The organism is Microbacterium sp. LWS13-1.2 (genome assembly GCF_040144835.1).
Lineage (GTDB): Bacteria > Actinomycetota > Actinomycetes > Actinomycetales > Microbacteriaceae > Microbacterium.
The window spans coordinates 2,169,220-2,195,871 of the sequence record NZ_CP151632.1 but is presented as its reverse complement, the minus strand read 5'-3'; the positions used below and the strand labels follow the sequence as shown (position 1 = coordinate 2,195,871).

The 26,652-nt window shown below is 72.5% G+C and carries 18 protein-coding genes and 1 pseudogene; 3 read left to right on the top strand and 16 right to left on the bottom strand.

Translation table 11 applies throughout. The annotated features are described in order from the left end of the window. The first annotated feature begins 63 nt into the window (after positions 1-63). Positions 64-1,056: a LacI family DNA-binding transcriptional regulator gene (locus MRBLWS13_RS10370; protein WP_349425299.1), complete on the top strand. Its 993-nt coding sequence runs from the start codon at positions 64-66 to the stop codon at positions 1,054-1,056. A 146-nt stretch (positions 1,057-1,202) separates the two neighbouring features. On the opposite strand, the gene galE is transcribed toward MRBLWS13_RS10370, so the two are convergent. Together galE and MRBLWS13_RS10360 are read right to left on the bottom strand one after the other, a co-directional pair. Next, positions 1,203-2,180 carry a UDP-glucose 4-epimerase GalE gene (gene galE, locus MRBLWS13_RS10365; RefSeq protein WP_349425298.1) on the bottom strand — a complete coding sequence of 326 codons (978 nt, stop codon included), beginning with the start codon at positions 2,178-2,180 and terminating at the stop codon, positions 1,203-1,205. A gap of 268 nt (positions 2,181-2,448) precedes the next feature. Beyond that, complete coding sequence (locus tag MRBLWS13_RS10360; protein ID WP_349425297.1) at positions 2,449-3,150, bottom strand: ThuA domain-containing protein; 702 nt, start codon at positions 3,148-3,150, stop codon at positions 2,449-2,451. 77 nt (positions 3,151-3,227) lie between these two features. Between MRBLWS13_RS10360 and MRBLWS13_RS10355 the strand changes: the two genes are divergently transcribed. Further along, positions 3,228-4,382, top strand: coding sequence for a glycerate kinase (locus MRBLWS13_RS10355; protein ID WP_349425296.1), 1,155 nt, complete (start codon positions 3,228-3,230; stop codon positions 4,380-4,382). Positions 4,383-4,710: 328 nt separating this feature from the next. Here the strand turns inward: MRBLWS13_RS10355 and MRBLWS13_RS10350 are convergent, their stop codons facing one another. From MRBLWS13_RS10350 to MRBLWS13_RS10320, 7 genes and pseudogenes are all read right to left on the bottom strand, one after another. After that, positions 4,711-6,174 (bottom strand): aldehyde dehydrogenase (NADP(+)), encoded by a 1,464-nt coding sequence (locus MRBLWS13_RS10350; RefSeq protein ID WP_349425295.1) that lies wholly within the window; start codon positions 6,172-6,174, stop codon positions 4,711-4,713. Between the two features lie 28 nt (positions 6,175-6,202). Continuing rightward, positions 6,203-7,375, bottom strand: coding sequence for a mandelate racemase/muconate lactonizing enzyme family protein (locus MRBLWS13_RS10345; protein WP_349425294.1), 1,173 nt, complete (start codon positions 7,373-7,375; stop codon positions 6,203-6,205). Beyond that, positions 7,372-8,274 carry a 5-dehydro-4-deoxyglucarate dehydratase gene (locus MRBLWS13_RS10340; RefSeq protein WP_349425293.1) on the bottom strand — a complete coding sequence of 301 codons (903 nt, stop codon included), beginning with the start codon at positions 8,272-8,274 and terminating at the stop codon, positions 7,372-7,374. Before MRBLWS13_RS10340 ends, MRBLWS13_RS10345 begins: the two co-directional genes overlap by 4 nt. 269 nt (positions 8,275-8,543) lie before the next feature. Continuing rightward, positions 8,544-9,431 (bottom strand): annotated as a pseudogene (locus tag MRBLWS13_RS10335) (NAD(P)-dependent oxidoreductase); the annotation flags it as partial. After that, positions 9,428-10,777 carry a Gfo/Idh/MocA family oxidoreductase gene (locus MRBLWS13_RS10330; protein WP_349425292.1) on the bottom strand — a complete coding sequence of 450 codons (1,350 nt, stop codon included), beginning with the start codon at positions 10,775-10,777 and terminating at the stop codon, positions 9,428-9,430. The gene MRBLWS13_RS10330 and the pseudogene MRBLWS13_RS10335, both read right to left, overlap by 4 nt. Positions 10,778-10,870: 93 nt before the next feature. Beyond that, the gene (locus MRBLWS13_RS10325) at positions 10,871-11,881 is read right to left on the bottom strand and encodes a LacI family DNA-binding transcriptional regulator (RefSeq protein WP_349425291.1); all 1,011 of its coding nucleotides are present in this window, start codon (positions 11,879-11,881) and stop codon (positions 10,871-10,873) included. 87 nt (positions 11,882-11,968) lie between these two features. Continuing rightward, a complete protein-coding gene (locus MRBLWS13_RS10320; protein ID WP_349425290.1) occupies positions 11,969-13,003 on the bottom strand; it encodes a LacI family DNA-binding transcriptional regulator in 1,035 nt (344 codons plus the stop codon). A 149-nt stretch (positions 13,004-13,152) separates the two neighbouring features. Between MRBLWS13_RS10320 and MRBLWS13_RS10315 the strand changes: the two genes are divergently transcribed. Further along, on the top strand, positions 13,153-13,884 hold the full coding sequence (locus MRBLWS13_RS10315; RefSeq protein WP_349425289.1) for a beta-L-arabinofuranosidase domain-containing protein: 732 nt from the start codon (positions 13,153-13,155) through the stop codon (positions 13,882-13,884). 577 nt (positions 13,885-14,461) lie between these two features. On the opposite strand, the gene MRBLWS13_RS10310 is transcribed toward MRBLWS13_RS10315, so the two are convergent. From MRBLWS13_RS10310 to MRBLWS13_RS10280, 7 genes are all read right to left on the bottom strand, one after another. Then, a complete protein-coding gene (locus MRBLWS13_RS10310; RefSeq protein WP_349425288.1) occupies positions 14,462-15,343 on the bottom strand; it encodes a sugar phosphate isomerase/epimerase family protein in 882 nt (293 codons plus the stop codon). Positions 15,344-15,470: 127 nt separating this feature from the next. Next, on the bottom strand, positions 15,471-16,754 hold the full coding sequence (locus tag MRBLWS13_RS10305; protein ID WP_349425287.1) for a dihydrodipicolinate synthase family protein: 1,284 nt from the start codon (positions 16,752-16,754) through the stop codon (positions 15,471-15,473). A gap of 14 nt (positions 16,755-16,768) precedes the next feature. Further along, entirely contained in the window at positions 16,769-17,971 is a 1,203-nt protein-coding gene (locus MRBLWS13_RS10300) for a Gfo/Idh/MocA family oxidoreductase (protein WP_349425286.1), read from the bottom strand. Between the two features lie 213 nt (positions 17,972-18,184). Then, entirely contained in the window at positions 18,185-19,489 is a 1,305-nt protein-coding gene (locus MRBLWS13_RS10295; RefSeq protein ID WP_349425285.1) for a glycoside hydrolase family 27 protein, read from the bottom strand. After that, entirely contained in the window at positions 19,486-21,909 is a 2,424-nt protein-coding gene (locus MRBLWS13_RS10290; protein ID WP_349425284.1) for a beta-galactosidase, read from the bottom strand. Before MRBLWS13_RS10290 ends, MRBLWS13_RS10295 begins: the two co-directional genes overlap by 4 nt. A 116-nt stretch (positions 21,910-22,025) precedes the next feature. Beyond that, positions 22,026-23,558, bottom strand: a complete 1,533-nt coding sequence (locus MRBLWS13_RS10285) for an alpha-N-arabinofuranosidase (RefSeq protein ID WP_349425283.1) — start codon at positions 23,556-23,558, stop codon at positions 22,026-22,028. Positions 23,559-23,622: 64 nt separating this feature from the next. Then, positions 23,623-26,532: a glycoside hydrolase family 2 TIM barrel-domain containing protein gene (locus MRBLWS13_RS10280; RefSeq protein WP_349425282.1), complete on the bottom strand. Its 2,910-nt coding sequence runs from the start codon at positions 26,530-26,532 to the stop codon at positions 23,623-23,625. Positions 26,533-26,652: the final 120 nt, after the last annotated feature.

Sequence of the window (26,652 nt, the reverse complement as noted above, 5' to 3'; positions counted from 1 at the left end):
TCGGGGAACACGGATGCCGCAGCCGATGCCTGGCTCGGCATGCGCGCCGAGAAGGGGTGGCGCATGACGGCCAGGCGGGTATCGATGGCGGACGTCGCCGCGCGCGCCGGCGTCTCGGGGCAGACCGTGTCGCGCGTGGTCAACGCGAGCCCGCGGGTCGATCCCGAGACCCGCACGCGGGTCGAGTCGGCGATGTCGGAGCTCGGCTACCGTCCGCATCGCGCGGCCCGGGCACTCCGCACCGGTCGCACCCAGACCATCGGCCTGGTCGTCTCGACCCTCGCCTCGGTCGGCAACTCCCGCATGCTGCAGGCGGTGGCGGATGCCGCGGCCGCCCGCGGCTATGCCCTCACCGTCGTGACGCTCGGTGCCGACGGGGACGTGTCGGCCGCCTTCGAGCGTCTGTCCGACCAGAGCGTCGACGGTGCGATCGTGCTGAACGAGGCGACCGAGCGCGTGCGTGAGGCCGACCTCCGCGCGGCGGGACTGACGTTGGTGGTCGTGGACTCGCCGCACGACGATCGCTTCGGTGTCATCGAGACCGACCACTCGGGCGGCGCGCGACTGGCCGTGAGCCACCTCCTCGATCTCGGGCACGAGACGGTCCACCATCTGGCAGGACCGGCGGACTCGTTCGCCGCCGCCGAGCGCGAGCGGGGCTGGCGCGAGGCGCTCGCCGCAGCCGGGCCGCCGGTGCCGACGGTGGTGCGCGGCGACTGGACCTCCGCGTCTGGCTTCGCCGCGGCATCCGCTCTCCTCGAGGGCGGCGCGACCGCCGTCTTCGCGGCCAACGACCAGATGGCGCTCGGCCTGCTCCGCGCATTCGCCGAGGCGGGCAGCGCGGTGCCGGCGGACGTGAGCGTCGTCGGCTTCGACGACGTGGCGGATGCCGCCGACTACCGCCCGCCGCTCACCACGGTGCGCCAGGACTTCGACGCGCTCGGATCGCGCGCGGTCGCGGCGCTCGTCGAGGGCATCGAGGCCGGCACTCCCGCCGCGTTCGAGACGGTGCCGACGCGGCTCGTGGTGCGGGCGAGCACCGCGTCCGCCCGCTGAGTTCGCTTCCCCGCGCGCCCCCGAGCGCCGGCGCTCGTCGGTCGGGGGTCACGGAGTGCGGCATCCGCGCCGTCGCTGCGGCGTGTCGTGACACCCGAGCGCGTCGCGGCGGCGCGCACCTGTGACGGCGGGGCGAAGGATGGACGTCAGCTGTGGGCGCGGCGGGCTTCCCAGCCGCTTCGCACCATCTCGTCGACGGTGTAGCGGTTCTTCCAGTCGAGGTCGCGGGCGGCGAGCTCGCCGGTTGCGACGATGCGGTCGGGGTCGCCCGGCCGGCGGGGCGCGATCTCGGGCGTGAATCCGATCCCCGTGACCCGCGCCATGGCATCCATGATCTCGCGCACGCTCAGCCCGTTCTGCGAGCCGAGGTTGTACGCAGGCTCGATCGGCCGGTTCGCGAGCAGGCGCTGGGCAGCGGCGACATGGGCGGCGGCGATGTCGGCGACGTGGACGTAGTCGCGCACGTTGGTGCCGTCGGGGGTGTCGTAGTCATCGCCGTTGATGCGCGGGGTGCGGCCCTCGATGAGCGCCTCGAAGACCAGCGGGAACAGGTTGTGCGGGCTGGTGTCGTAGACGGCGGGGTCGCCGGAACCGACGACGTTGAAGTAGCGCAGCGCGGTGTAGCGCAACGCGTGCTCCGACGCGGCGGTGGCGATCGCCTGGTCGCGGATGAGCCACTCGCCGATGAGCTTGGACTCGCCGTACGGCGATGCCGGGCGCTTGGGCAGGTCCTCGGTCACGAGTGGGACGTCGGGAGTGCCATAGACGGCGGCCGACGACGAGAACACCAGGTGGGCGACATCCGCCGCCTGCATCGCGGCGAGGAGCGCCCGCGTGCCTTCGACGTTCTGCGCGTAGGTGTGCAGCGGGCGCTGCACCGAGACGCCGGCGTACTTGAAGCCGGCGAGGTGGATGACGCCCTCGACCCGGTGCTCGCGGAGCGTGCGCTCGACGAGGTCGTCGTCGAGGATCGAGCCCGTGACGAACGGCACGCCCTCGGGCACGAAGCCGGCGTGTCCGCTCGAGAGGTCGTCGATGACGACGGGCGAGAGACCCGCGTCGGCGAGCGCGCGGACGATGTGGGCGCCGATGTAGCCGGCACCTCCGGTCACAAGCCAGGTCATGTCACTCCGTTGGTCGGATTCAGCTGCGGTCGGTTCGCCGAGCGGCGTCGCATCCCATTCTGCCCGCTCCGGTGCGGCGTCCTTGTCGGGTACCCGGAGGGAGAGGCGGATGCGGTGGCCCCGCGTCCGAATCAGGTCAACCGGCCTTCCACAGAAGGTTGATTCCTTTCACTCTCCTGTGGACGCGCGGTTGACCTGTCCAGGGCGTGAGTGGAAGCGCGGTTGACCTGTCCAGGGCGTGCGGTGGCAGGTCTTCCGGCGGGCGGCGTCAGACCCGGGCGGCCCAGCGCCCCGCGCGCTGCAGCAGCGCTACGAGCTCGGGGGAGTCGTACGCGCGCGCATCGTGACCGAGCGATGACACGACCGCCCGTGTCGGCTGCTCGCGCACCCAGACCGCGGGATGCTCGACGCCGTCGACGTCATGAACGGCGAGCACGCGCTCACCATCGTCGACCACGAGATCGCTGTAGCGCTCGTCGAAGACGTCGATCGGCGGCATCCCCTCGGTCACAGGGTGATCGCCGTCGACGATCCTGACGCGCGCGTCGCCGACCGGCGGATGCCACGACAGACCCGGCTGCCATTCGCCGCCGATCGCCTCGCGCCAGGCCGGATGATCGCGCAGTGTCGACAGCGCGGCGTGGATGGCGATGAGCCCGATGCCGCGCGCGATCGCGGCTCGCAAGCCGGCGTCGGCGGCGGGATCGGCGCGGTGGCTGAGCTCGGTGCCGCCCTCGCGCCAGGGGTCGCCCGCGTTGACGATGAGCAGGTCGATGCCCTCGAGGTGGGCGAGAGCGTGGTCGACATCGTCATCGACCGTGACGTCCCAGCCGTCGGAGCGCAGCGCAGCCGCGATGCGTGCGGAGGTGGCGGGGAACGGATGCCAGGGGTCGTCGTAGCGGCCGGTTCCGGTGGCGATGACCGCGCGTGGCGGTACGGGCTCGGCTTCCGGCTGGTCCATGGATACCATGTTCTGCAGGATAACGCTTTCCCGCTCGAATGTCGCCATCACCAGCGCCGCCGTGCGCTCCCGAGGAGAATGACACCATGGCCCGCACCGTCGTGATCGCCCCCGATTCGTTCAAAGGCACCATCGGCGCGGCCGCGGCGGCCGAGGCCCTCGCCGGCGGGTGGTCGCGGGTGCGGCCGTCCGACGACGTCCGGCTGATGCCGATGGCCGACGGCGGTGAGGGCACCGTCGACGCCTTCGCGGCCGCAGTGCCGGGTGCGCGCCGCATGCCCGTCACGGTGACGGGTCCCGAGGGCACGCCGGTCGAGGCGTCCTGGGTGCTGCTGCCCGCCACGGCGGATGCCCCGCGCGGAACCGCCGTCGTCGAGCTCGCGAACACCAGCGGCATCGAACTGCTCGGGGCGCCGCCCCGGCTGCGACCGTTGGACGCGCACACCCGGGGTTTCGGGGAGGCCATCGCCGCTGCGCTGGCGCACGGCGTCTCGCGGCTGGTGCTCGGCATCGGCTCGAGCTCCTCCACCGACGGCGGCACGGGGATGCTCACGGCGCTCGGGGCGCGCTTCACGGATGCGGCGGGCGCACCCATCGTCGACGGTGCGCGGGGTGTTGCCGCGGTGTCGGCGGCCGACCTGTCCGGCCTCGTCCCGCTGCCGCCGGAAGGCGTGACCGTGCTCAGCGACGTGACCAACCCCCTGCTCGGCACGCGCGGCGCGGCTGCCGTCTTCGGCCCGCAGAAGGGCGCGGACCCGGATGACGTCCTCGCGCTGGACGCGGGGCTCGCGCGCCTGGCGGCGCTGGTCGACGCGGATCCGGATGCCGCGGGTGCCGGGGCAGCGGGCGGCACCGGTTTCGGCCTGCTGGCGTGGGGCGCCCGGCTCGTGCCCGGCTCGGCGGCGGTGGCAGACCTGGTGGGACTGGCCGATGCCGTGGCCCAGGCGTCGTTCGTCGTCACGGGCGAGGGCTCGTACGACGGTCAGTCGGCCGCCGGCAAAGTCCCGGCCCACGTGGCGGCGATCGCCACCTCGGCGGGCGTGCCGGTCGGACTGGTCGCGGGGCGGATCACGGCGGACGCTGATGTCTCGGACTTCGCCGCGACGGCCTCGCTTACGGAGCTCGCCGGCTCGGGTGCGGCGGCGATGGCAGACGCCGGGCGCTGGCTCGAGCAGGCGGGCGCGCAGCTCGCGCGGCGGTCGCCGAGCGCTGACGGCGCAGCCGATCCCCGAGTGTCGTGAAGGTTCGAGGCGTTTCGTCTGCGGGCGCCAGAGCGCCCTCCGCTCAACGACCGGAATCACGCGGTGGCCGAGCGAGCCTGATCGCGCCCGCAGTCTGTGCGTGCTCCGTTGTCTCCGGTCGTTGAGCGGGCGAGGCGAAACGTGTGGGGATCCGGTACTCCCGGAATCCGGTCGTTGGCCCGGCGAGCCGGCGGGCGGCAGGAGGTTGTGCGTGCTCCGTTGTTTCCGGTCGTTGAGCGAGCGAGGAACGAGCGAGACGAAACGCGTGGGGATCCAGAGGCGCCGGCAGCCGCTGGACGCCCTTCGACAGCCCCAGCGATTGGCCGGCTCAGCGGCCGGTGTGGAGCACACCGTTTCGGCGGTGCGGCAGCGTCGCGAGGCTTGCGTCGCGGAGCACCTCGGGCAGCAGGGCCTCGGGAGCGTCCTGGAACACCACGGGCCGCAGGAACCGGCGGATCGCCGTCGCGCCCACCGAGGTGTGCAGCGAGGTCGTCGCCGGCCACGGGCCACCGTGCTGCTGCGACCAGGTGACGGCCACGCCGGTCGGCCACCCGGCGAAGAGCACGCGTCCGGCCTTGCGGGTCAGCACCTCGAGCACGGCCGCGACGTCGTCCGACGGTTCGGAGTGCAGCGTCGCGGTCAGCGATCCCGGCACCGCTTCGAGGGCGGCGTGCAGCTCCTCGTCCGACGAGTAGCGCACGAGCAGCGTGACCGGGCCGAAGCACTCCTCCAGCAGCGTCTCGGGGCGCGCGGCGACGGCCGCGGCATCCGTCGACAGCACCACAGGCTGGGCCGAGCCGGGCTCCGCGGGCAGGCCATGGGCGACGACGGCCACCGACGGGTCGGCTTCGAGGTGCTCGATGCCCGACGGGAAGGCGGCGGTGATGCGGTCGGTGAGGAGCGGTCCGCCGCTGGAGCCCTCCGCGAAGCCCGCGACGAGGTCTTCGAAGCCGGCGCCTTGGGGCACGAAGACGACGCCGGGCTTGGTGCAGAACTGGCCCACGCCGAGCGTGAACGATCCGACGAGACCCTGGGCGAGCGCCTCGCCGCGCGCGGCGACCGCGGCGGAGGTGATCACGACCGGGTTGACCGAGCCCAGCTCCCCGTAGAACGGGATCGGGTCGGGCCGTCCGGCCGCGAGGTCGAAGAGGGCGCGTCCGCCGCCGAGCGAGCCGGTGAAGCCGGCGCCCTGGATGACGGGATGCTGCACGAGCGCGTTGCCGGCTTCGCGGCCCTCGACCAGCGCGAGGGATCCTTCCGGGGCGCCGGCGTCGACGAGCGCGGCGGCGACGATCGCGGCCGTGCGCTCCGACAGGCGAGGGTGGCCCGAGTGCGCCTTCACGATGACGGGGTTTCCTGCGGCGAGCGCCGAGGCGGTGTCGCCGCCCGCCACCGAGAACGCGAAGGGGAAGTTCGAGGCCGAGAACACCGCGACCGGCCCCACCCCCACGAGCATGCGGCGCAGCTCGGGACGCGGCGGGGTGGCCGAGGCGTCGGCGTCGTCGACGGTGAGCTCGAGGTACGAGCCCTCCTCGACGACCGTCGCGAACAGGCGCAGCTGGCCGGTGGTGCGGCCGACCTCGCCGCGCAGGCGCGTGGCGCCGAGCCGCGTCTCCGCGTCGGCGATCTCGACGAGCTCGTCGGCGTGCGCGTCGAGCGCGTCGGCGGCCGCGCGCAGCCACGTCGCCCGGGTCGCGGCGTCGGCCGCCCGCCACACGGGGCCGGCGGCGGCCGCGGCGGCGGCGAGGGCGTCGAGCTCAACGGTGCTGGTGGTCGTGATGGCGGTGGTCATGAGACTCCTCCGGAAGCGTGCAATGGGGTCATGAGAAGCGGATGCCGAGACCGGCGTGGTCGACCTCGGTGAGGAGGCCCTCCGAGATGCGGACCGGCGAATCGTCGAGGAGGGCGCCGAGCGCGCCGAAGCCGGCGTCCTCGACGTCCTCGGCCATCGGCGCGGGAACGCCGGGCACCGCGCGCAGGCACAGGGCGAGCTGGCCCGACAGCTCGGGCAGCAGGTGGGGGTGCACGGCGGCGCCGTACTCGGCGGCGATACCCGCGATTCCGAGGAACGGAGTGATGCCGCCGACCCGCATGATGTTCGGCTGAACGATCTGGGCGGCGCCGGTGCGGAGGAAGTCGTCGAAGCGGAAGACGTTGTGCAGGTTCTCGCCGACGGCGATCGGGATGCCGCTCGAGGCGCCGAGGCGCTGTGCGAGCTCGATGTGGCCGTACAGGTCGTCGGCACGCAGCGGCTCCTCGATCCACGCCGGCGAGACGTCGGCGAGCACCTCGAGCGAGCGCGTCGCGCGGTTGAGCTCCCAGCGCTGGTTCGCATCGATCATGAGCGCGCGGTCGTGGCCGAGCACCTCGCGCACGGCGCGCATGCGGTCGAGGTCCTCCGCCACGTCGGGCTTGCCGACCTTCACCTTGACGGCATCGAACCCGGCGTCGACCCAGCGCCGCACCTGGGCGACGAGCTCGTCCTCGGTGTAGTGGAGGTTCACGCCCGAGCCGTAGGCCCGGACGCTCTCGCGCTGGGCGCCGAGGAAGCCGGACAGCGACGTGCCGGCATCCCTCACTGCGGCATCCCACAGTGCGAGGTTCAGGCCGGCCATCGCGATGGTGGTGATGCCGCCGCCACCGGCCTCGTGGAGGTGCTGCCAGAGCGCGAGCCACTCCGAGCCCGGGTCGGCTGACCGGCCGATGGCGTAGGCGGTGATGTCGTGCGCGAGGAGGGCGTGCACCGCCTCGACGCCGATCTGCGGTGTCCATGAGAAGCCCCAGCCTTCGGTGCCGTCCGACCGCACGACGTGCGTCGCGATCACGCCGACCGACGTGACGTCGGCGCCCCACGGGCGTGTGAGCGGCACCCGGAGCAGTCGCGTGTCGAAGGCGGCGATCGTCGGGGCCCCGTCGAACGCCGCGGCACTCGCGCCGAGCGCGGCCGCCGACGATGCATCCGCCACCACGCCTGCCTCTGCGGGGTTCGTCATGACAGCAGCGCCCGCCCGGCCTCGAGGATCTCGGCGAGGCGCACCTCCTGCGCCGGGGTCGGGTCGACCAGCGGCGCACGCACCGAGCCGACCGGCAGACCACCGAGCCGCAGGCCCGTCTTGATGAGCGAGACGCCGAAGCCCGGGGTCTCGTCGCGCAGGGCCACGAGCGGCGAGTAGAACCCGTCGAGCAGTTCGGCGCGTCGCGCCTCGTCGCCGTCGATGTACGCGCGATAGTACGCGTTCGCCACCTCCGGGATCATCGCGAACGCCGCCGACGAGTACAGCGGGATGCCGATGCCCCGGTAGGCGCCCTGCGTCAGCTCGGCGGTGAGCAGGCCGTTGAAGAACGCGAAGTCCTCGCGTCCCTCGGCCGCCACTGCGCGCACGATCTGCTGCGCGAGGCCGACGTCGCCGACGCCGTCCTTGAAGCCGACGACCCGCGGGTTGCTGGCGAGGCGGCGCACCGAGTCGACCGAGAACTGCGCGTTGGCGCGGTGGTAGATCACGACGGGAAGATCGGATGCCGCTGCCACCGCCTCGACGTACGCGACGAGTCCGGCCTGCGGGCCGCCGACGAGGTAGGGCGGCAGGACGAGCAGCGCGTCGGCTCCGGCGTCGGCGGCTGCGTGGGCGAGGGCCTTGGCGTGGCCGAGGGGGCCGCCGGTGCCGGCGACGACGGGCACGCGGCCCGCGACGGTCTCGGTCGCCAACTGCACGACGCGCATCGCCTCCTCGGTGGACAGGGCGTGGAACTCGCCCGTGCCACAGGCCGGGAAGATGCCGCCGGGCGAGTGCGTGAGGGTGGTGTCGAGGTACTGCCGGAGCAGATCCTCGTCGACGCGGTCGGCGGCGTCGAACGGAGTGACGGGGAAGAAGAGGATGCCGTCGAAGTTCACGCCAGCACGTCCTTTCGGGTTGAGGCGGAGTCCGGGTCCGGGGCGTTTCGACTCGCACGCTCGCTCAACGACCGGGAGTCGACGTCTCCATCCGGGGCGTTTCGACTCGCAAGCTCGCTCAACGACCGGGAGTCGACGTCTCCATCCGGGGCGTTTCGACTCGCAAGCTCGCTCAACGACCGGGAGTCGACGTCTCCATCCGGTCGTTGAGCGAGCGAGGAACGAGCGAGACGAAACGCGTCGGAGGCGGCTGCGTAGGCGGGCTCGCCCAGCTCGCCCCGCCACCTGTGCGCGGGGCGCCAGCCCAGCACGCGGCGGGCCTTCGCGTTGGAGAACGCCGGCGAGGTGCCGGTCAGTCCCGCCGCAAGCTCGTCGGTGCCGGGCACGAACTGCGGCAGCAGTTCGGCGAGGGGCCGCCGCGCGAGCGCGTCGTCGGCGCCGACGAAGAACACCTCGGCGTTCGGGATGTCTGGGAGGGCCACCAGCAGCGTGTCGATGAACGTGGCGACGTCGCGGGCGTCGACGTAGTTGAAGAGCGCGGGGGCCGAGAGGGCCGGGTCGGCGAGGCGTTCGACCACCGTGTGGCCCTGCTGCGTGAGCGCGCCCTGCCACTCTTCCGGGGCGATGACGTAGCACGGACGGAAGGCGGCGAAGCGGGTCGCGTCGCCGGTCTGGCGTGCCAGCATCGCGATCGTCTGCTCGGCGAGGTGCTTCGACAGCGCGTAGGCGTTCCACGGCTGCGGGGTCGTCTCCTCGTCGAGCGGGAAGCGGTCGGGCAGCCAGCCCCTGGGCGCCCCGTAGCCGAGGACCGTGGGGCTGGATGCCGTCACGATCTTCGGGATGCCGGCGGCGACGCCGGCCGACATCACGGTGAGCGCCATCGTCGCGTTGGTGCGGAGGATGACCTCTTCGGGCGCACTGAACGGCATGGCGATCGCGGCCAGGTGGATGAGCGCCTCGGCGCGGACGTCGACGATCGCGCGGGTGGCGGCATCCGTGTCGGTCAGGTCCACCGCGATCTGCTCGAGGCCCTGCAGCTCGGCGGCGTCCGAGACATCGCGGTCCAGCGACACGAGTTCGTGGCCGGCGGCGGCGAGACCGGCGACGAGGCTGCGCCCGAGCCTGCCGGCGCCGCCGGTGACGGCGATGCGGGTCATGCGCGTGCGACCGCGGCGTCGGCGGCCAGGAATCGGATGCCGAGCTCGGCGACCTGCACGGGCAGCCCGGTCTCGAGCGAGCGGTTGCCGGCGATGCCGACGGCGATGGAGCGGACGCCGTCGCGCCAGTCGGCGGGGCGGGCGAGTGGGTCGTCTCCGGGGCCCTCCAACACGTCGGCGAGCAGCAGCGCGTCGCCGCCGCCGTGGCCGCCTTCGCCGGCGGCGTGGATCGGCACCTCGTACGCTGCCTCCCAGTGCCGCTGCACGATGAGGCGCTCGCCCTCGGGGCGGAGCGACCCGGAGGATCCGGCATCCACCGCGGACGGGTCGATCACCGGGTGCAGGCCCTCGTCGGCGAGGACGGCGCCGCGCTCGATGACCTCGAGCTCGGCGCGGCCGAGGGTGCCGTTGACCGCGACCCGGTAGCCCTCCCAGGGCGAGTGGGCGTTGAGGGAGTAGCTGAGGGTCGCGCCCGAGGCGTAGTCGACCACGAGGGCGAGGTTGTCTTCGATGGTGATGCCCTCGCCGAACACATCGCGGTCGCGGAGGTACCCGTCGTGATGCTCGGCGTCGAGGTACAGCGCCTTGAGTCGCTCATCGCCCCGCAGGTCGAGCTCGAATGCGTCGCCGTCGTCGTGAGTGCCGCGGGCGGGACGGTCGCCGAGGCCGCGGGCCGCCGCGTTGTCTGCGCCGTAGAAGCGCAGCCCACCCGAGGCGAAGACGCGCCGCGGCGCCGAGCGGATCCACCAGTTGACGAGGTCGAAGTGGTGGCTGGCCTTGTGCACCAGCAGGCCGCCGGAGTGCTCCTTCTCGCGGTGCCAGCGACGGAAGTAGTCGGCGCCGTGCTTGGTGTCGAGCACCCACGAGAAGTCCACGCTCGTGACGTCGCCGATGACGCCGTCCTGGATGACCTGGCGCAGCGCCGAGTTGCGCGGCGAGTAGCGGTAGTTGAACGTGATGACGACCTCGCGGCCGGTGCGGTCGATCGCGTCCTCGATGGCTGCGGCGCTCGGCCCGTCGATGGTCAGCGGCTTCTCGACGACGACGTCGGCTCCGGCATCCAGCGATCGGACGATCAGCGGGGCGTGCAGGTCGTCGCGGGCGCAGATCACGACGCGCTCGACGCGCTCGGTGCGGACCATCGTCTCGAGGTCGTCCGGGCCGTACACGGCCGGCGCGGGGAGGCCGGCCTCGACTACGCGGTCGACGTAGTACTGCGCGCGCACCGGGTTCGGCTCGCAGATCGCGACCAGCACGGCATCGCCGCGATAGCGCCCGATGATCGCGTCGACGTACATCTGGGCGCGGTGTCCCGCGCCCACGAGGGCGTACCGGCGGTGGCTCATCTCACTCCTTCAGGAAACGTTTTCTCATGCTACCACCCGTTCTCCCTCCGTCGCTCGGAACACGTGTTCCGGCCGGGGAGCGGAGGGTGCAGGTCAGGCGGCGGGGCCGGTCGTGCCGCGCACCGTCAGCTCGGGCAGGACCGTGAGCGGACCACCCGGCTCGTCGCCCTCGAGCAGCTCGCGCATGCGCGCCCACGCCTGCGCGCCGAGCTCGGCCGCGGGCACGGCGGCCGTCGTGAGCGGCGGAGTCGTGTACTGCGCGAACGGGATGTCGTCGAACCCGACGATCGAGAGGTCTTGGGGCACACGGCATCCGCTCGCCTGCACCGCGCTCAACAGCCCCATCGCGACGAGGTCGTTGAAGGCCAGCGCCGCGGTCGCGCCCGATGCCAGCACGGCGGCGCCGGCGTCGGCGCCCGCCTCGAAGTCGACACCGCACGCGATCTCGGTCACCACGGTGTCGGCGTGCGCGGCGACGAAGCCCGCGATCGCTTCGAGGCGCGCCGCGTTTGCCACGCTGCCCGGGGCGCCGGCGAGGAAGACGATGCGACGGTGTCCGAGCTCGTGAAGGTGGCCGAGCTCGGCCGCGAGGGCGGTGCCGTAGTCCGCGCGCACCGAGGGGACGTCGCCCGACGAGCGATTGATCAGCACCACCGGCCGCAGCCCGCCGACCAGCCGGTCGAGCTCGTCCTGCGGCAGGCGCGGGGCACAGAGGATGACGCCGTCCGTGCGGCGGCGGGTCGCGCCCGCGAGCACGCGTTCCTCCTCGACCGACTCCGCCGAGTCGGCCACCAGCACGTGGTAGTCGTCAGCGCCGGCGGCGTGGCTGAGGCCCCGCAGGATCGCCTGGAACGTCGGGTTGCCGAGATCGGGCACGATGACCGCCACCGTCTGCGTGCGGCCGAGGACGAGGCTGCGCGCGACGGGACTGGCGGTGTAGTCGAGGGCGGCGGCGGCATCCTTCACCCGCTCGGCGAGGACCGGGTCGACCGTGGGATTGCCGTTCAGCGCACGTGACACGGTCGACAGCGAGACTCCTGCGCGGGCGGCGACCTCGGCGATCGTGACGCGCGTCGCCCGGTCGGCGCGGGGCGGTCGAGGCATCCGTGTCTCCTTGGGTCGCGGCGCGCTCAGCCTACCCGGAAACGTTTCCCGACCCACCTGCGCCGGTGCACGTTGCGCCCCAGCGCCTCAGCTGCGCGGCGGGGTGCTGCCGCGCACGATGACCTCGAGCGGCAGTTGCGGTTCGCCCGCGGTCCACTCCGGGTCGGTCGCGGCGTGCAGGGCCTGGTAGCCGAGATCCTCCAGGGGCACGCGCACCGTGGTCAGGCCCGGACGGATGTCGCGTCCTGTCGCGATGTCGTCGAAGCCGGCGACCGCGACGTCGGCGCCGACCTGGCGCCCGGCGTCGCGGACGGCCGACATGATGCCGATCGCCACCACGTCGCTGATGCCGAAGATCAGCGTGCCGGCGGGCACGTCGCCGGTGAGGAGGTCGGATGCGGCCGCGTAGCCGGCGTCGCGGGTGAAGCCGACGCGTCGCACATCGCGGATCACGCCGCCGGCCGAGGTGAACCCCTCGGTGAAGCCGGCGAGCCGGTCGTCGGAGGTGCGGATGCCCTCGGCGGCCGCGACCACGATCGCGTCGCGATAGCCGAGGCCCGCGAGCTCGGCACCGAGCGCCGCGGAGCCGCCGCGATTGTCGACGGCCACCGAGCGCGCGGAGCCGCCGCCGGGGCCGACCACGACGACCCGGCCGCCCATGTTCGAGAAGGCGTCGAGCTCGCCCTGGAGGCCGACGGCGTCCGGTCCTTCGACACGGGATGCCGCGAGGATGAGGCCACGCGGGCGCTGGCCGCGCAGTGCGCGCACCAGCTTCACCTCGCGCTGCGGGTCGCGCTCGGTGATCGCGATGGTGACGACGAGTCCCGCCTCGTCGGCGCCGCGCGCGACGCCGGAGGCGAGCTGCCCGAAGTACGGGTCGGCGATGTCGGCGACCAGGAGCGCGACGATCGCGGAGGTGCCGCGCGCGGTGGCCTGCGCCGACAGGTTCGCCGTGTAGCCGAGTTGTTCGGCCGCGGCTTCGACCCGCTCGCGGTAGCTCTCGGCGACCTTGCGGGTCGAACCGTTCAGCACGCGCGATGCGGTGGCGAGCGAGACGCCGGCCACGCGCGCGACATCGTGCAGGGTTGCTGCGCCTCGGGCAGGCGCCGTGGTGTCGCTCACAGGCCAGAGTCTAGGCCCTGTGTCCGGTTCGGACGATAGATTGGGAAGCGGTTTCCCCGCATTGCTGCTCCGACGCAGCGACCGTCACCGGATCGAAGGAGTGCCATGTCCCGCACGGCTGCCCCGGCGGCCTTCGCGCCGGCCGGCACGTGCGCCTCGCGCTGGCGGCGCAGCACACGGTCAGTGCGACGCTGCAGCGACTGGATCCCGACCGCCTGCTGGCGCCGTTCCGCCGCGAGGCGGGGTTGCCCTCGCGCGCCGACTCCTACGGCGGCTGGGAGTCCGACGGTCTCGACGGACACACCGCCGGCCATGTGCTCTCGGCGGCGAGCACCCTCGCAGCGGCGGGGGATGCCGCGGCCGCCGACCTCGCACGGACGCTGGTGCGCGGCATCCGGGAGTGCCAGCTGGCGACGGGCAGCGGCTACGTCGGAGGAGCGCCCGGCGGCGCGGCGCCTGCGCGAGCTGCGGCTCCTGTCGGCGGTCTCGGACCCCTGACGCCCTCTTGCCACTGCCCAGACGCGAGAATCGGCGCGCGCCAGGGCGGGTGGTCGAGCCGCAGTCCGGGATTCGCGGGTTTCGGGCGAGCGTTTCCGGCGAAACCTGGACCGCCCCGGGTACCGGGGGACGCCGAGGACGATGACCCCTGCGTGCGGTCCGGGATTCGCGGGTTTCGGGCGAGCGTTTCCGGCGAAACCTGGACCGCCCAGGGTAGGGTCAGGAGCGCAGCGTCCGAGCGCCCCGGCGGCCTTCGCGAGGCCGTATTCGTGAAGCGACGCGAGCTCGTCGAACCGCTCCTCGTCCGAGAGTGTCTCGCCGCGCTCTCGGTGCAGCGCGTCGAGCGCGGCACCGAGCCGTGCCAGCACGTCCGGCGGCGATGACAGGTCGAACGCGCGGCTGCCCCACGAGAACGCATCGGGCGCGAGCACGGCGAAGCCGCTGCGCGCGAGGTCGTTCGCCGGGGTTCGGCCCGCGTAGCCGCGCGCCCGCAGGCGTGCCGCGCTCGGATGCGGTGCGCGGCCGGTGTCGACGAGCTGCTCGGCGCCGGTCGAGCGCACGCCGCCGTGGGCGTGCAAGGCGAGCACCCCGGGGAGATCACCGTCATGCTCGGCGGGTTCGAGCAGGTATGCCCGCGTGCGCGGGCCGAAGCCGAGCCACCAGCTCAGCTCACGGCCGCGCACGCCGTCGGCGAGCCATTCGCGCTCGATCTTCAGGTCGGCGGCGCTTGCCGCGCGCACACCCAGCACCTCGACCAGGGCAGGGCGGGAGGCGGCGGTCGTGCCGGTCGCGGCGTCGTACCCTGGCGAAGCGGTGTCGTTCGTCGGCGAGGCGCCGGGCTTCCCGGCGCCGGCGTTCCGGCGTCCGTCGAGACCGACGGGCACCAACGCCGGAGCGCTCGCGAGGAACGCCGGCCAATCGGCGTACCCCGCGAGCGCTCCTGTGCTCATCGAAGTGCGTTCAGCTCGCGACGCGAGCGCGTAGATGCGGGGAGACGGATGCCGCGAACCCGGCGGCCGTGCGCTGCACGGCGACGAGCGGGTCGGTGGCCCAGATCTTCTCGTTGAAGATCTCGACCTCGATGTCGCGGTCGTAGCCGGTCGCCTCGACGGCGGCGGTGAGCGAGGCGAAGTCGATGACACCGTCTCCCGGGTAGTGGCGGGCCAGCAGCACGTCGGCCGGGAGCGGCGTCTTCCAGTCGCACACCTGGTACGTGGCGATGCGGCCCTCGCGGCCGGCGCGCGCGATGGCGGAAAGCACGTCGGGGTCCCACCAGATGTGGAACGTGTCGACGGTCGCGCCGACGACGGCCGGGTCGAAGTCCGCTGCGATGTCGAGCGCCTGCCCGAGCGTCGAGACGACGCAGCGGTCCGACGCGTACATCGGGTGCAGCGGCTCGATCGCGAGCGTCACACCGGCGGCGGCGGCATCCGGAACCAGCTCGCCGATCGCATCACGCACCCGCTCGCGGGCGCCCACCAGGTCGCGCGATCCTTCGGGAAGGCCGCCGGCGACGAGCACGAGGATCGCGGTCGAGCCCTCGGCGCCGGCGGCGGCGAGCGTCGCGGCCTCTTCGATCGCGACGCGGTTGTCGTCGATCGACGCGCGGCGGGCGGGGCCCTCAGGCATCGTGAAGAAGCCCGACCGGCACTGCGTCGTGAAACGCAGCCCCGAGTCGGTGAGCATGGACGCCGCGGTGGCGAGCCCGACCTCCTGCACCGGCTCGCGCCACAGGCCGATCGCGGAGACGCCCGCCTCGGCGGTCACGCGCAGCGCCGTCGCGAGATCGGCGTACTTGATGGTCGCCTGGTTGATCGACAGGCGGGGGTCGGGCGTGGTCATGCGGGGCCTTCCTGGAGCATGTCCCGGACTTCATCGCGAGACGCGCCAACGAGCGATGAAGTCCGGAACACGAGGGGAGAGCGTCGGGACACGGATGCCGCACCCGACGCGCTGCGCTGACGCGCCGTCATGTGATCAGCCCCGGCACGTCGAGGCCGTTGTGGCGCAGCATCCCGTGCCAGCGGATAGCCGCGAGCTCGGGCCGCTCGAGGGCGAGCGACGCGTTCGCGAGCTCGACGATGCGCGACAGGTGCGGGAGGCTCCTGGCCGAGTGCAGGCCGCCCACCATCTGGAACGCCGGCTGGTGGCCGTTGAGCCACGACAGGAAGGCGACGCCCGTCTTGTAGTAGAACGTCGGCGCGGCGAAGACCTGGCGGCTGAGCTCCTCGGTCGGGCCGAGGATCTCGAGGTACCGCGCCGGGTCGCCGGCGTCGAGCGCTTGGATGGCGGCCGAGGCGACCGGCGTGATCGCCGCGAAGGCGCCGAGCAGCGCGTCCGAGTGCTGCTTTCCCCCGGTCGTTGAGCGAGCTTGCGAGTCGAGACGCCCCGAGCCGACGTCGTCGATGGGTTCGGCGCGTTTCGTCTCGCTCGTTCCTCGCTCGCTCAACGACCGGATGGATTCCCCGCCGATCAGCCCGACGTAGTTGAAGTCGTCGCCGGTGAACATGCGCACGCTCTCGGGAAGGCGCTCGCGCACCGACACCTCGGAGGCGGCATCCAGCAGGCTCATCTTGACGCCCGCGACCTTATCGACGTTCTCCTCGATGATCTCGAGCAGCACCGCCGACGCGTCGCGCCAGTCGGGCGAGCCGAAGTAGCCCTCGAGCGACGGGTCGAACGCGGTGCCGAGCCAGTGCAGTACGACCGGGGTCGTGGCGGAGGCGAGCACCTCGCGGTAGACCCGGCGGTAGTCGTCGGCCGACTCGGCGACGCGGGCGAGGTGGCGCGAGGCCATGAGCACCGGGCCCGCGCCCTGCTCCTCGGTGAAGTGGAGCTGCTCCTTGTAGGCGTCGATAACCTCGTCGATCGAGATGCGCTCGGCATCGACGTGGTCGGTGTTCACGCCGACCACGACCGAGCCGCCCTCTTCGCGGGCGACCTGCGCCGAGCGGGCGATGAGGTCGCGCGTGGCAGCGGCGTCGAGGCCCATGTTCCGCTGGGCGGTGTCCATGGCATCGGCGACGCCGAGGCCCCACGAGTACACGGCGCGGCGGAAGTCGAGGGTGGCGTCCCAGTCGACCTCCGCCGGCCGGCCCGGGGTGTTGTCGGCCCAGGTCTGCGGCACGACGTGCGCGGCGGCGTAGGCGACGCGGCTGCGGAGCAGGCCCTCGGGCTTGGTGTAGCCCGGGGACTCGTTCAGCTCGGCCGTCGAAGTGGCGCCGTCGGGTGAGAGGAGTGTGAGCTGCGGCATCCGGCGATCCCTGCTCAGTCCAGCGACAGGGCGGGCAGCTCGACCTTGCGGCCCTCGCGGCTCGACTGCAGGCCGGCCTCCGCGAGCAGCACGCCGCGCGCGCCCGAGAGGAGGTCGAACTCGTACTCTGTGCCGAGCACGTACGACTCGAGGAACTCCTCCCACTGCTGGCGGAAGCCGTTCTGGAACACGTCGTTGGTGGGAACCTCTGCCCAGTCGGCGTCGTAGTCGTGGTCGTCGGCGAGGTCGGGGTTCCAGACCGGCTTCGGTGTCGCGTTGCGGTGCTGGATCTTCGCGCCGAACAGCCCCACGACGGCCGAGCCGTGCGTGCCGTCGACGTGGAACTCGACGAGCTCGTCGCGGTTCACGCGCACGGTCCACGACGAGTTGATCTGCGCGACGATGTCGCCCTCGAGCTCGAAGATGCCGTACGCGGCGTCTTCGGCGGTCGCCGTGTAGTGCTCGCCCTTCTCGTCCCAGCGGTCCTGGATGTGCACGGCGGCCTGCGCGTAGACGGTCTTGACGTCGCCGAACAGGTTCTCGAGCACGTAGTTCCAGTGCGGGAACATGTCGACGATGATGCCGCCGCCGTCTTCGGCGCGGTAGTTCCAGCTGGGCCGCTGCGCGGGCTGCCAGTCGCCCTCGAACACCCAGTAGCCGAACTCGCCGCGCACCGACAGGATGCGGCCGAAGAAGCCGGAGTCGATGAGGCGCTTGAGCTTCTGCAGCCCGGGGAGGTAGAGCTTGTCGTGCACGACGCCGGTCTTCACACCGGCCTCCTGCGCGAGCTTGGCGAGCTCGAGGGCCTCTTCGACCGTCTCGGCCGTGGGCTTCTCGGTGTAGATGGTCTTGCCGGCGGCGATCGCCTTGCGAAGGGCCGAGGCGCGCGCCTTCGTGACGAGGAAGTCGGCGTAGATCTCCCAGCGCGGGTCGGCGAGAGCCGCGTCGAGGTCGGTGGTGTAGTCCTCGATGCCGTGCTGGGCGGCGAGGTCGGCGAGCTTCGCCTCGCTGCGGCCGACGAGGAGCGGCTTGACGGTCACCTTCGTGCCGTCGGCGAGCTCGATGCCGCCCTGGTCACGGATCGCGAGGATCGAGCGCACCAGGTGCTGGCGGTACCCCATGCGGCCCGAGACGCCGTTCATGATGATGCCGATCTCACGCACGGCGGGGCGGGCGGAGGCCTCGGCCGGGGCCGGGGCGATAGTCGTGTCGGTCACGGGGTCCTGCTTTCTTCTCTGAAGGCTTGTGGGTACCCGGCGGCGCGGTTGTCCGCACATCCGGTAAACGCTTTCCAGCAGTGTGCCACGCGATCGGATGCCGCGCAAGCGCTTTCCGACGCATGTCCGTCCCTCTGCGGCCAGCCGTCGGTCCACTCGCCTGTCACGAATGGTGGCGCATGGCCCCGATTCGTGACAGGCGAGCGGAGATGTTCACGCCCGCAGCAGCACGCAGCCGTGGGGTTCCAGAGCGAGCCGCACGACCGCGCTGCCGGGCGCGACGCCGCGCGCGGCATCCGACTGCACGTGGACGCCTTCGACGGGGGCGTCCGAACCGCTCCACACGTCCACCACGCGGGCCGGCGCGGGGCCGAGCGCGAGGGACCGCGTATCGAACGGCACCTCCCGCGCCTCGTCCGCCGTGTTGAACACGGCGGTCCATCGCGTGTCGCCGCGCGCGGCGGTCCACACGACGAGGTCGCGCTCGCGCAGGAGCTCGCGGTTGCCGGTCGAGTCGCGCAGGATCTCGAGCACCTCGTCGTTGGTGAACAGCGCGATCGTCTCGGCTGCGCTGGTGGGCAGGTCGCCGCCGATCATGAGAGGTGAGCGCGCCATCACCCACAGCGTGACGAGCGCGCGGCGCTCAGGCAGCGTCAGCGCGCCCTCGCGGGGCTCGCCCCGCTCGGCACGCAGCCCGATGCGGCCGAGCGGCAGCATGTCGGCGTCCGGCCACCCTTCGGGGCCGGCCAGCGGCGCCCATCGTGCCAAGCGGGCGAAGTTGGCCTCGACGTCCTCCCAGCGGTCCCAGAGGTCATCGCAGATGCGCCACATCGTCGCGTGCGCGCGCAGGTGCTCCAGGTTCGCGGCCGACAGGTCGCGGCCGGGCGACAGCGACAGCGCGATGTCGCGGTCGGCGCGCTGCACGGCGCGCGAGTAGGCCTCGATGTCGGGCGCCTGGTACGGCCACAGCATGTCGTCGGCCTTGAGGAAGTCCACGCCCCACTCGGCATACTGCGCGACGCACGCGTCGTAGTAGGCCTGTGCGCCGGGATGCGTGTGGTCGAGGCCGAGGTAGTGCGGGTTCCACTCGCAGACGTTCGTCGCGTCGGCGATCTGCGACGCCGTGGCCCCGGTCCCGGCGATCGGGACGTCGGCGGCGACGGCGACGCGGGGGATGCCGCGCATCACGTGGATGCCGAGCTTCAGTCCGAGCGCGTGCAGGCGTGCCGCGAGCGGCGCGAAGCCGGCTCCGTCTGCCGAGCTCGGGAACCGTGCGGGGTCGGGCTGCAGGCGGCCGGAGCCGTCGATGATCAGCGGTGCCGTCTCGTTGTACCCGTGCGATCGGGCCGTCGGGTCGGCCCAGTCGATGTCGACCACGATCGTGTCCCAGCCGTGCGGCAGCAGGTGCTCCGCCATGAACTCGGCGTTGGCGAGCACCTCCGCCTCGGTGACGGTGGTGCCGTACGAGTCCCAGCTGTTCCAGCCCATCGGGGGCGTGGCGGTCTTGTGCAGCGTCATCGCTCTCTCGTCTTCCTGTCATCGTCGACATGCTCAGGGGTTCCGCGGTGCGGGGTCTTCTCGGTCCACAGCGTGCGCTGGTCGATCCAGGCGGCGCTGACCTCGCACAGGGCGCCGTCGGCGGCCGCCAGCCGCGCGGAGGCGTCGGCCGGCAGGTGCACGCGGCTGTCGGAGCGCAGCGGCAGGACGCGCAGCTCGACGCGGGTCGCCGGCCCGGCGCCGATGTCTCGCAGGTTCACGACGAGCTCTGATCCGTCCCAGAACCGGTCCGTCGCCGTGACGCCATCCACGCGCAGCTGCGCGACATCGCCGGCCCACTGCACCCGCAGCACGGCATCGTCGTCGAACTTCTCGGGCACGTCGAGGCGATACACCGCGGCGTGGGCGTCGAGCACGGCATCGTGAGGTGCGGCCTGCCGGTTGTCGCGCGAGCCGTAGTCGCCGGACGGCATGGTCTCGGCCCTCACGAGCCGGATGGGGACGGATGCCGCGCCGCCCGGGTGCGCGTCGCGTTCCGGCGTCGCCGCCGGGGTGCCGTCGGCGGCCGAGCGCCGAGCCGAGGTGGCGGCGGGGTCCTCCCACCCGAGGTGGCGCCAGGTGCCGCCCGCATACTCGCGCAGGTCGGGCTCGGAGCCGCTCGCTCGCACCGCGACCCGGCCCTCGGCATCCCATGTCACCTCGTCGGCACCCACGAGCAGCCGCCGCCCGCCGGCGGCCGCGTCGACGACCCAGACCAGGTCGGCGTGGGCCGACGCGAGGACGAGTACGTCGAGCGCGGCGCCGTGCGGCTCCTGGATCCGCAGCGGCGTCGCCGCCGGTGCGAGGCGGTGGGTGAGACCGTCGTGTGCGAGCTCGACGGGGATGCCGGCATCCTCGATCAGCACCAGCGTCGGTGCGCCGTCGGCCGTGGCGGCGGGGAGCACGGTGAGTGCGGACGCCGTCGCCCAGTCGACCTTGACGCCGCCCACCTCGAGTCCGAGCGGCCAGCGGGTGACCGTCCCCGGCGGGATGTCGACCGGAGCGCTGGGCAGCTCGACCACGCCACGGGGAGTCTCGACGCGGAACCGCGCACCGCGGTACGTCGGCAGCGGCACATGCGGCTGATGCCACCCGATGAACAGGAACCCCGAGCCGTCGTCGGCGCGCACCGCCCAGCGCAGGGTCTCGGCATCCTCGACCCCCGTCGGGCGGACGTCGGGAAGATGCGACGGCGCGGGGGCGAGTCGCTCGCCGAACGCCTCGAGGAACGCGTGCTGCAGGCGCAGCGCCGCATGGCTCGGCGCTGCGCGGCCGGACTCGCCGATCGGCGCATGGAAGTCGTAGCTCAGCCGCGTCATGTCGTTGGGGTAGCCGGTGGCCTGCGTCTCTTCGAGACCCGGCCCGGGGTTCGTGCCTCCGGTGTACATGTAGTACCCCTGCCAGGCCGACCCGCTGCCGAGCTTGGCGTGCGCGACCGCGGCGATGTCACGGGCGCCGGGTCGCGGCCGCCGGTGGTACGCGGTCGCCATGCCGCCGCCCAGCTCGCAGGTGGCGGCGGGGAACCACGGCGACAGCTCGGCGCCCCCGCTCGTCGATGCCTCGTCGGCGCCGCGCTCGTCGGCGCCCCGCTCGTCGGCGCCCCGCTCGTCCGCGCCCCGCACGTCGGCGCCGATGCCCGGGTCGTCCCACGAGTCGGAGAAGAAGAAGTGCGCCCGGAAGGTGGGGTCCCACGCGTCGCCCGGGTCGACCCAGAACCCGTCGCCGTAGCCGCCCCACAGCGGCAGCACCTCGGGGTCGGGAAGCTGGGCGCCGCCCCACGCGGTCGCCGTCCACAGCGGCGCCGACATGCCGGCCTCGCGAGCCAGCCGCTTCAGGGTCGCGAGGTGACCGGGCTGGTCGTAGAGCTCGTTGTCCAGCTGGATCGCCAGCATGTTCTCGGGTGTGCAGCGCCCGTCGAGGGCATCCGCGATGCGCGCGAACCACTCCCGCACGAGGTCGAGGTATGCCGGGTCGTCGGTGCGATGGCGCACCGGCGCGTGCTGCACCCAGTCGGGCAGCCCGCCGTTGCGCATCTCGCCGTGCACCCACGGGCCGATCCGCAGCACGAGCTCGAGGCCCTCGGCCCGCACGGCGTCCACGAACGCGCCGACGTCGAATCGTCCGTCGAAGCGCGCCTGACCGCGCACCGGCTCGTGGTGCAGCCACGGCACGTAGGTCGAGACGACCGACACGCCGCCCGAGCGCATGAGCCGCAGGCGCTCGGTCCACCGCTCCCGGGGCACGCGCGTGTAGTGCAGCTCGCCCGAGACCGGCAGCCACGGGCGCCCGTCCCGCAGCAGGCTGCGGCTGGTGAGCGTGAGCCCGGGGCGCCGGTCCTCGGCGTTCGCCATGGCGGGCCGAAGCTCTTCGCGCAGCGGTCCGGTCGCGTCCACGCGCAGCATCCAGGTCTCCGATCGGCGGGGGAGGAGGGGATCAGGGGAGGAGTTGCGAGGAGCGGAGGTGGATCCGAGGGTGAAGGGCCCTCCGCCCGTCACATCTCCTCCGCTCCTCGCGGTGGTCACGCGAGTCGGATCGCTGCCCACGACACGGCGGGCAGTGCGACCGACAGCACGTCGCCGTCGACGGATGCCGCCGCCTCGCGCACGCCGACCCGCTCCCGGTTCTCGAGGGTGTTGGCCGCGTAGAGGTCGTCGTCGTGCAGCAGGTGCGACTCGACCACCTCGACGTCGCGGCCGAGCTCGCGCACCAGCGGAGCCAGGTCGACACGGAGGTCCGCGGCATCCGTCGTCGAACGGTTCACGACGAACAGCGACACGCCCTCGTCGTCGATCGTGGCGACGGCGTTCAGGGTCGGCACCTCGCCGAGCTTCTCGCTCGTGAAGGATGCCGACGACACGGGCACGCGCAGCGCGCGGCCCTGCCCCAGACGCGAGGTGATCGCGAACGGGAAGAACGTGGTCTGCCGCCAGGCCGGGCCGCCGGGCTCGGTCATGATCGGCGCGATGACGTTCACGAGCTGCGCCAGGGATGCCGAGCGCACGCGGTCGGCGTGCTGCAGCAGCGTGATGAGCAGGTCGCCGAAGACCACGGCATCGAGGGCGTTGTACTTGTCCTCCAGCAGGCGGGGCGCGACCGGCCAGGCGCCGCCCTTGAACTCGTGTCCCGACTCGGTGCCGTCCTCGCGGTGCAGGTACCAGACGTTCCACTCGTCGAACGAGATCATGATGCGCTTGTCGCTCTTCTTCGTCGCCGCCACCGTGTCGGCGATCGCGACGACCGACTCGATGAAGCGCGCCATGTCGACGCCGGAGGCGAGGAACTCCTGCGCATCGCCGTCGTGCTCCTGGTAGTAGGAGTGGCACGAGATGAAGTCGACGTCGTCGAACGTGTGCTCGAGGACGGTGCGCTCCCACGAGCCGAAGGTGGGCATGCCGCGGCCCGACGAGCCGCAGGCGACCAGCTCGACGCCGGGATCCAGCATCCGCATCGCCTTCGCCGTGCGCGAGGCGAGCTTGCCGTAGTGGTCGGCGTCGAGATGCCCGATCTGCCACGGGCCGTCCATCTCGTTGCCGAGGCACCACATCTTCACGGCGAACGGCGTCTCGCGGCCGTTCGACGCGCGCTGGTCCGTCCAGGCCGTCTCGGCATCGCTGTTGGCGTACTCGAGCAGGTCGAGCGCCTCGGGCGTGCCGCGCGTGCCGAGGTTGACCGCGAGCATCAGGTCGCTGCCGACGCGGTCGAGCCACGCCTGGAACTCGTGCAGCCCGACCTCGTTCGTCTCGGTCGAGTGCCACGCCAGGTCGAGTCGGCGCGGGCGCTCGGCCTTCGGGCCGATGCCGTCCTCCCACTTGTACCCCGACACGAAGTTGCCGCCGGGGTAGCGGATGGTCGAGACGCCGAGCTCCTTCACGAGCTCGATCACGTCGGTGCGGAACCCCTCGCTGTCGGCGGACGGATGCCCGGGCTCGAAGATGCCGTCGTAGATGTGGCGGCCGAGGTGCTCGACGAACCCGCCGAACAGGCGCCGGTCGATGTCGGCGACCTCGTAGTGCGGGTCGAGGCGTGCGGAGGCGTCGGTCGGAGAGGTCATGGGGCTCCTTCTTCGGATGGGTCGGTCGGACAGCCGGCGCGCGAAAGCGATGCCGGCGGTGCGGTCAGGCGGAGGCCGGCTCGTGCCGGAGCACGAGCGAGATGGCCGCGGATCGGGCGGGCAGCCGGTAGCGCGGCAGCACGCCGGGCCCGCAGGTCGCCGTGCCGACGCCCGACTGGGCCAGGTCGATCGACACGAAGGTGCGGCCTTCGGCGGGCAGCTCCCAGTTGTGCGCTGCGGCGGCGAGGGCCGGCCTGCTGTGGCGTGACACCGTGAGCGCGAACGAGCTGTCGAGCGACGACACGCGCAGCGCACCGCCCCGCGTGAGGATCCGTGCGTCACGGACCCCCATCCGCGAGCCGCTCTCCTGGGGGCGGACGTTGTCGACGGTGAGGTCGTCGGCGTCGAGGTGCCACCAGCCGAACCTGGCCGCGGAGCGCAGGTCGGGGTAGCTCGGCATCGGGCCGTACCCGGCGATGTCGGCGCCCAGCGGCTCGCCCTCGAGGACGAAGTCCAGGCCGAGCCGGGCCCATTCGGTGGTCCATGCATCGTTGGGCTCGAGCTCGACGTCGAGGCGAACGGCGTCGTCTGCGATCGCGGTCCATCGCAGGCGCGCATCGATCGAGCTGGCGAGGATCGGCGTGCCCGTCCGTGTGCGCACGAGGAGGCCGCCGTCATCCGCGCTCATGTCCGCCAGGCGTGTCACCATGCGGTCGATGCCCGCCGCACGCCAGCGGTCGGCGTACGACGGAAGGTCGAGCTCGTCGTTGCCGAGGTCGCGGTCGTTGTCGGTCGGGGCGCGCCAGACTCCCACGGTCGGTCCAGTGATGGCCATGCCTGCCAGCTCCTGGAGGCCGCCCGTCTCGCCATCGAAGCGCGCGGCCCCGACGCGGTCCTCGCGCGGCCCGGCGGCGCTCGCCGCCGGCAGAGCGGGACGCCCCTGGGTCACGTGCTGCCCGCTTCCGACGACGTGGCCGGCGTCCGCCCATGGGGCGGCGACGGCCGTCACCGCCTCCACCGTGAGCACATCGGCGACGCGGGACGCGGCATCCGTCCGGCACTCCGCGGGCAGGTCGACGGCGACCGTCGACCGCGGCGGGCACGGCGGAAGGTCGAGCGTGCCGGATGCCGTGACCTCGCCGTCGATGACGCGCGTCCAGCGCACGGCGACGTGCCCGAGGTCGAGGAAGTCGTAGCGATTCGCGACGCGCACCGCCGACCGGTCCGCGTCGACGTCGACCACCACCGGCGCGATCACGGCCGCGTAGTGGAGCAGACCGGGGCGCGGGGTGCGATGGGCGTCGACGAGTCCGTCGATGACGAAGTTGCCGTCGTGCACGTCCTCGCCGAAGTCGCCGCCGTACAGGATGCGCGCCTCGCCCTCGGGGCCGTCGACCTCGATGCCCTGCTCGACCCACTCCCAGACGAAGCCTCCGGCGTGACGGGGATACGCTTCGAACAGATCCCAGTACTCCTGCAGTGCGCCGGGCCCGGTCCCCATGGCGTGGCCGAACTCGCACTGGAGGAACGGGAGCGTGCGGCGGTGCATCTCGGCAGGGGCGGCGTCTTGCGGTGCGGGCCGGAGCGTCTCCTCGCCGATCTCGCGCACCTCGTCATGCGGGGCATACATGCGTGAATACACGTCGACGTAGCGGCTCTCGTGGTCGCCCTCATAGTGGACGAGACGGCTCGGGTCGGTCAGCTTCGCCCACCGCGCCATTGCCTCGAGGTTCGCTCCGGCATGCGACTCGTTGCCGAGCGACCACATGATGACGCTCGCATGGTTCTTGTCGCGGTGCACCGTGCGCCGGATGCGGTCGAGGAAGGCGTCGCGCCAGGCCGGATCGGCGCTCGGGTTGCCGCGCCAGCCCACGTGCTCGAAGCCGTGCGTCTCGAGGTCGCATTCGTCGATGACCCAGAAGCCGAGCTCGTCGAACAGATCGAGGACGTCGGGATGCGGCGGGTAGTGCGACGTGCGGACCGCGTTGATGTGGTGGCGCTTCATCAGGAGCAGCTCGTCGCGCGCCACCTCCGCGTCGAAGACGCGGCCGTGCCGGGGACGGTGCTCGTGCCGGTTCACGCCGCGCAGCATGATCGGCGCATCGTTGACGAGCAGGCGTGCGTCCTGCACCTCGACCCGCCGGAACCCGATCCGCACCGTGACCGCCTCGCTGCCGGTGCGCACGGTCGCCTCGTACAGGCGCGGCCGTTCCGCGGTCCACGGCTCGACGCCCGCGATGCGCAGTCTCTCGCCCAGGGCAACGTCGTCGATGCCGAGCTCCGCGATGGTGAGGCGGGCAGTCCCGCCCTGGTCCACGACAGCGGTGATGTCGAGGATCCCCTCGGAGGCCCGCGCGTCGTAATCGGCGTGGACGAAGAGGTCGTCGATGCCGCCGTCCGGCCGGCCGAGGAGGGTGACGCTGCGGAAGATCCCCGGCAGCCACCACATGTCCTGGTTCTCGAGGTACGTCGCGTCGCTGAACTGGGCCACGCGCACGGCCAGGCGGTTCACGCCGTCGGTGAGGATGCCGGACACGTCGAACTCGTGGGTGAGCCGGCTTCCGCGCGTCGTGCCGAGCAGGGTGTCGTTCAGCCAGACTTCGGCGGCGGACTCGATCCCGTCGAAGCGCAGGAGCCTGCGACCGTGGGCGAGAACCGACGGCGAGGCGTGGAAGTCGAGCCGGTAGTCGCCGATCCGGTTGGCGTCCGGCGGGTGCGGCGGGTCGACCGGGAAGGGCATCTGCACGTTGGAGTAGGCAGGTGATCCGTAGCCCTGCAGGTTCCAGTGGCCGGGCACTTCGATCGCCCCCCAGCCGGCGGCGTCCTCGGTGCGCCACCCGTCGGGAGCGGTACGCAGGGACGGCGAGACACGGAAGCGCCACGTGCCGTCCAGTGTCTGCTGCGGAGCGTCGGAGTGGAGGCGGGCGCGGGGAGTGATGGTGCCGGACCCGGGGCGGGTGGTGGCGATCTCCATGGGTTCCTCATCGATGAGTGAAGAGCGTCGAAGCTCGACCTTACCGCGTGGAATGCGTTTACCCCCTGCGAGGATCTCCACGGGAAGGCGCTTGCCCGCTGGTGTACTTTGCATTAATGT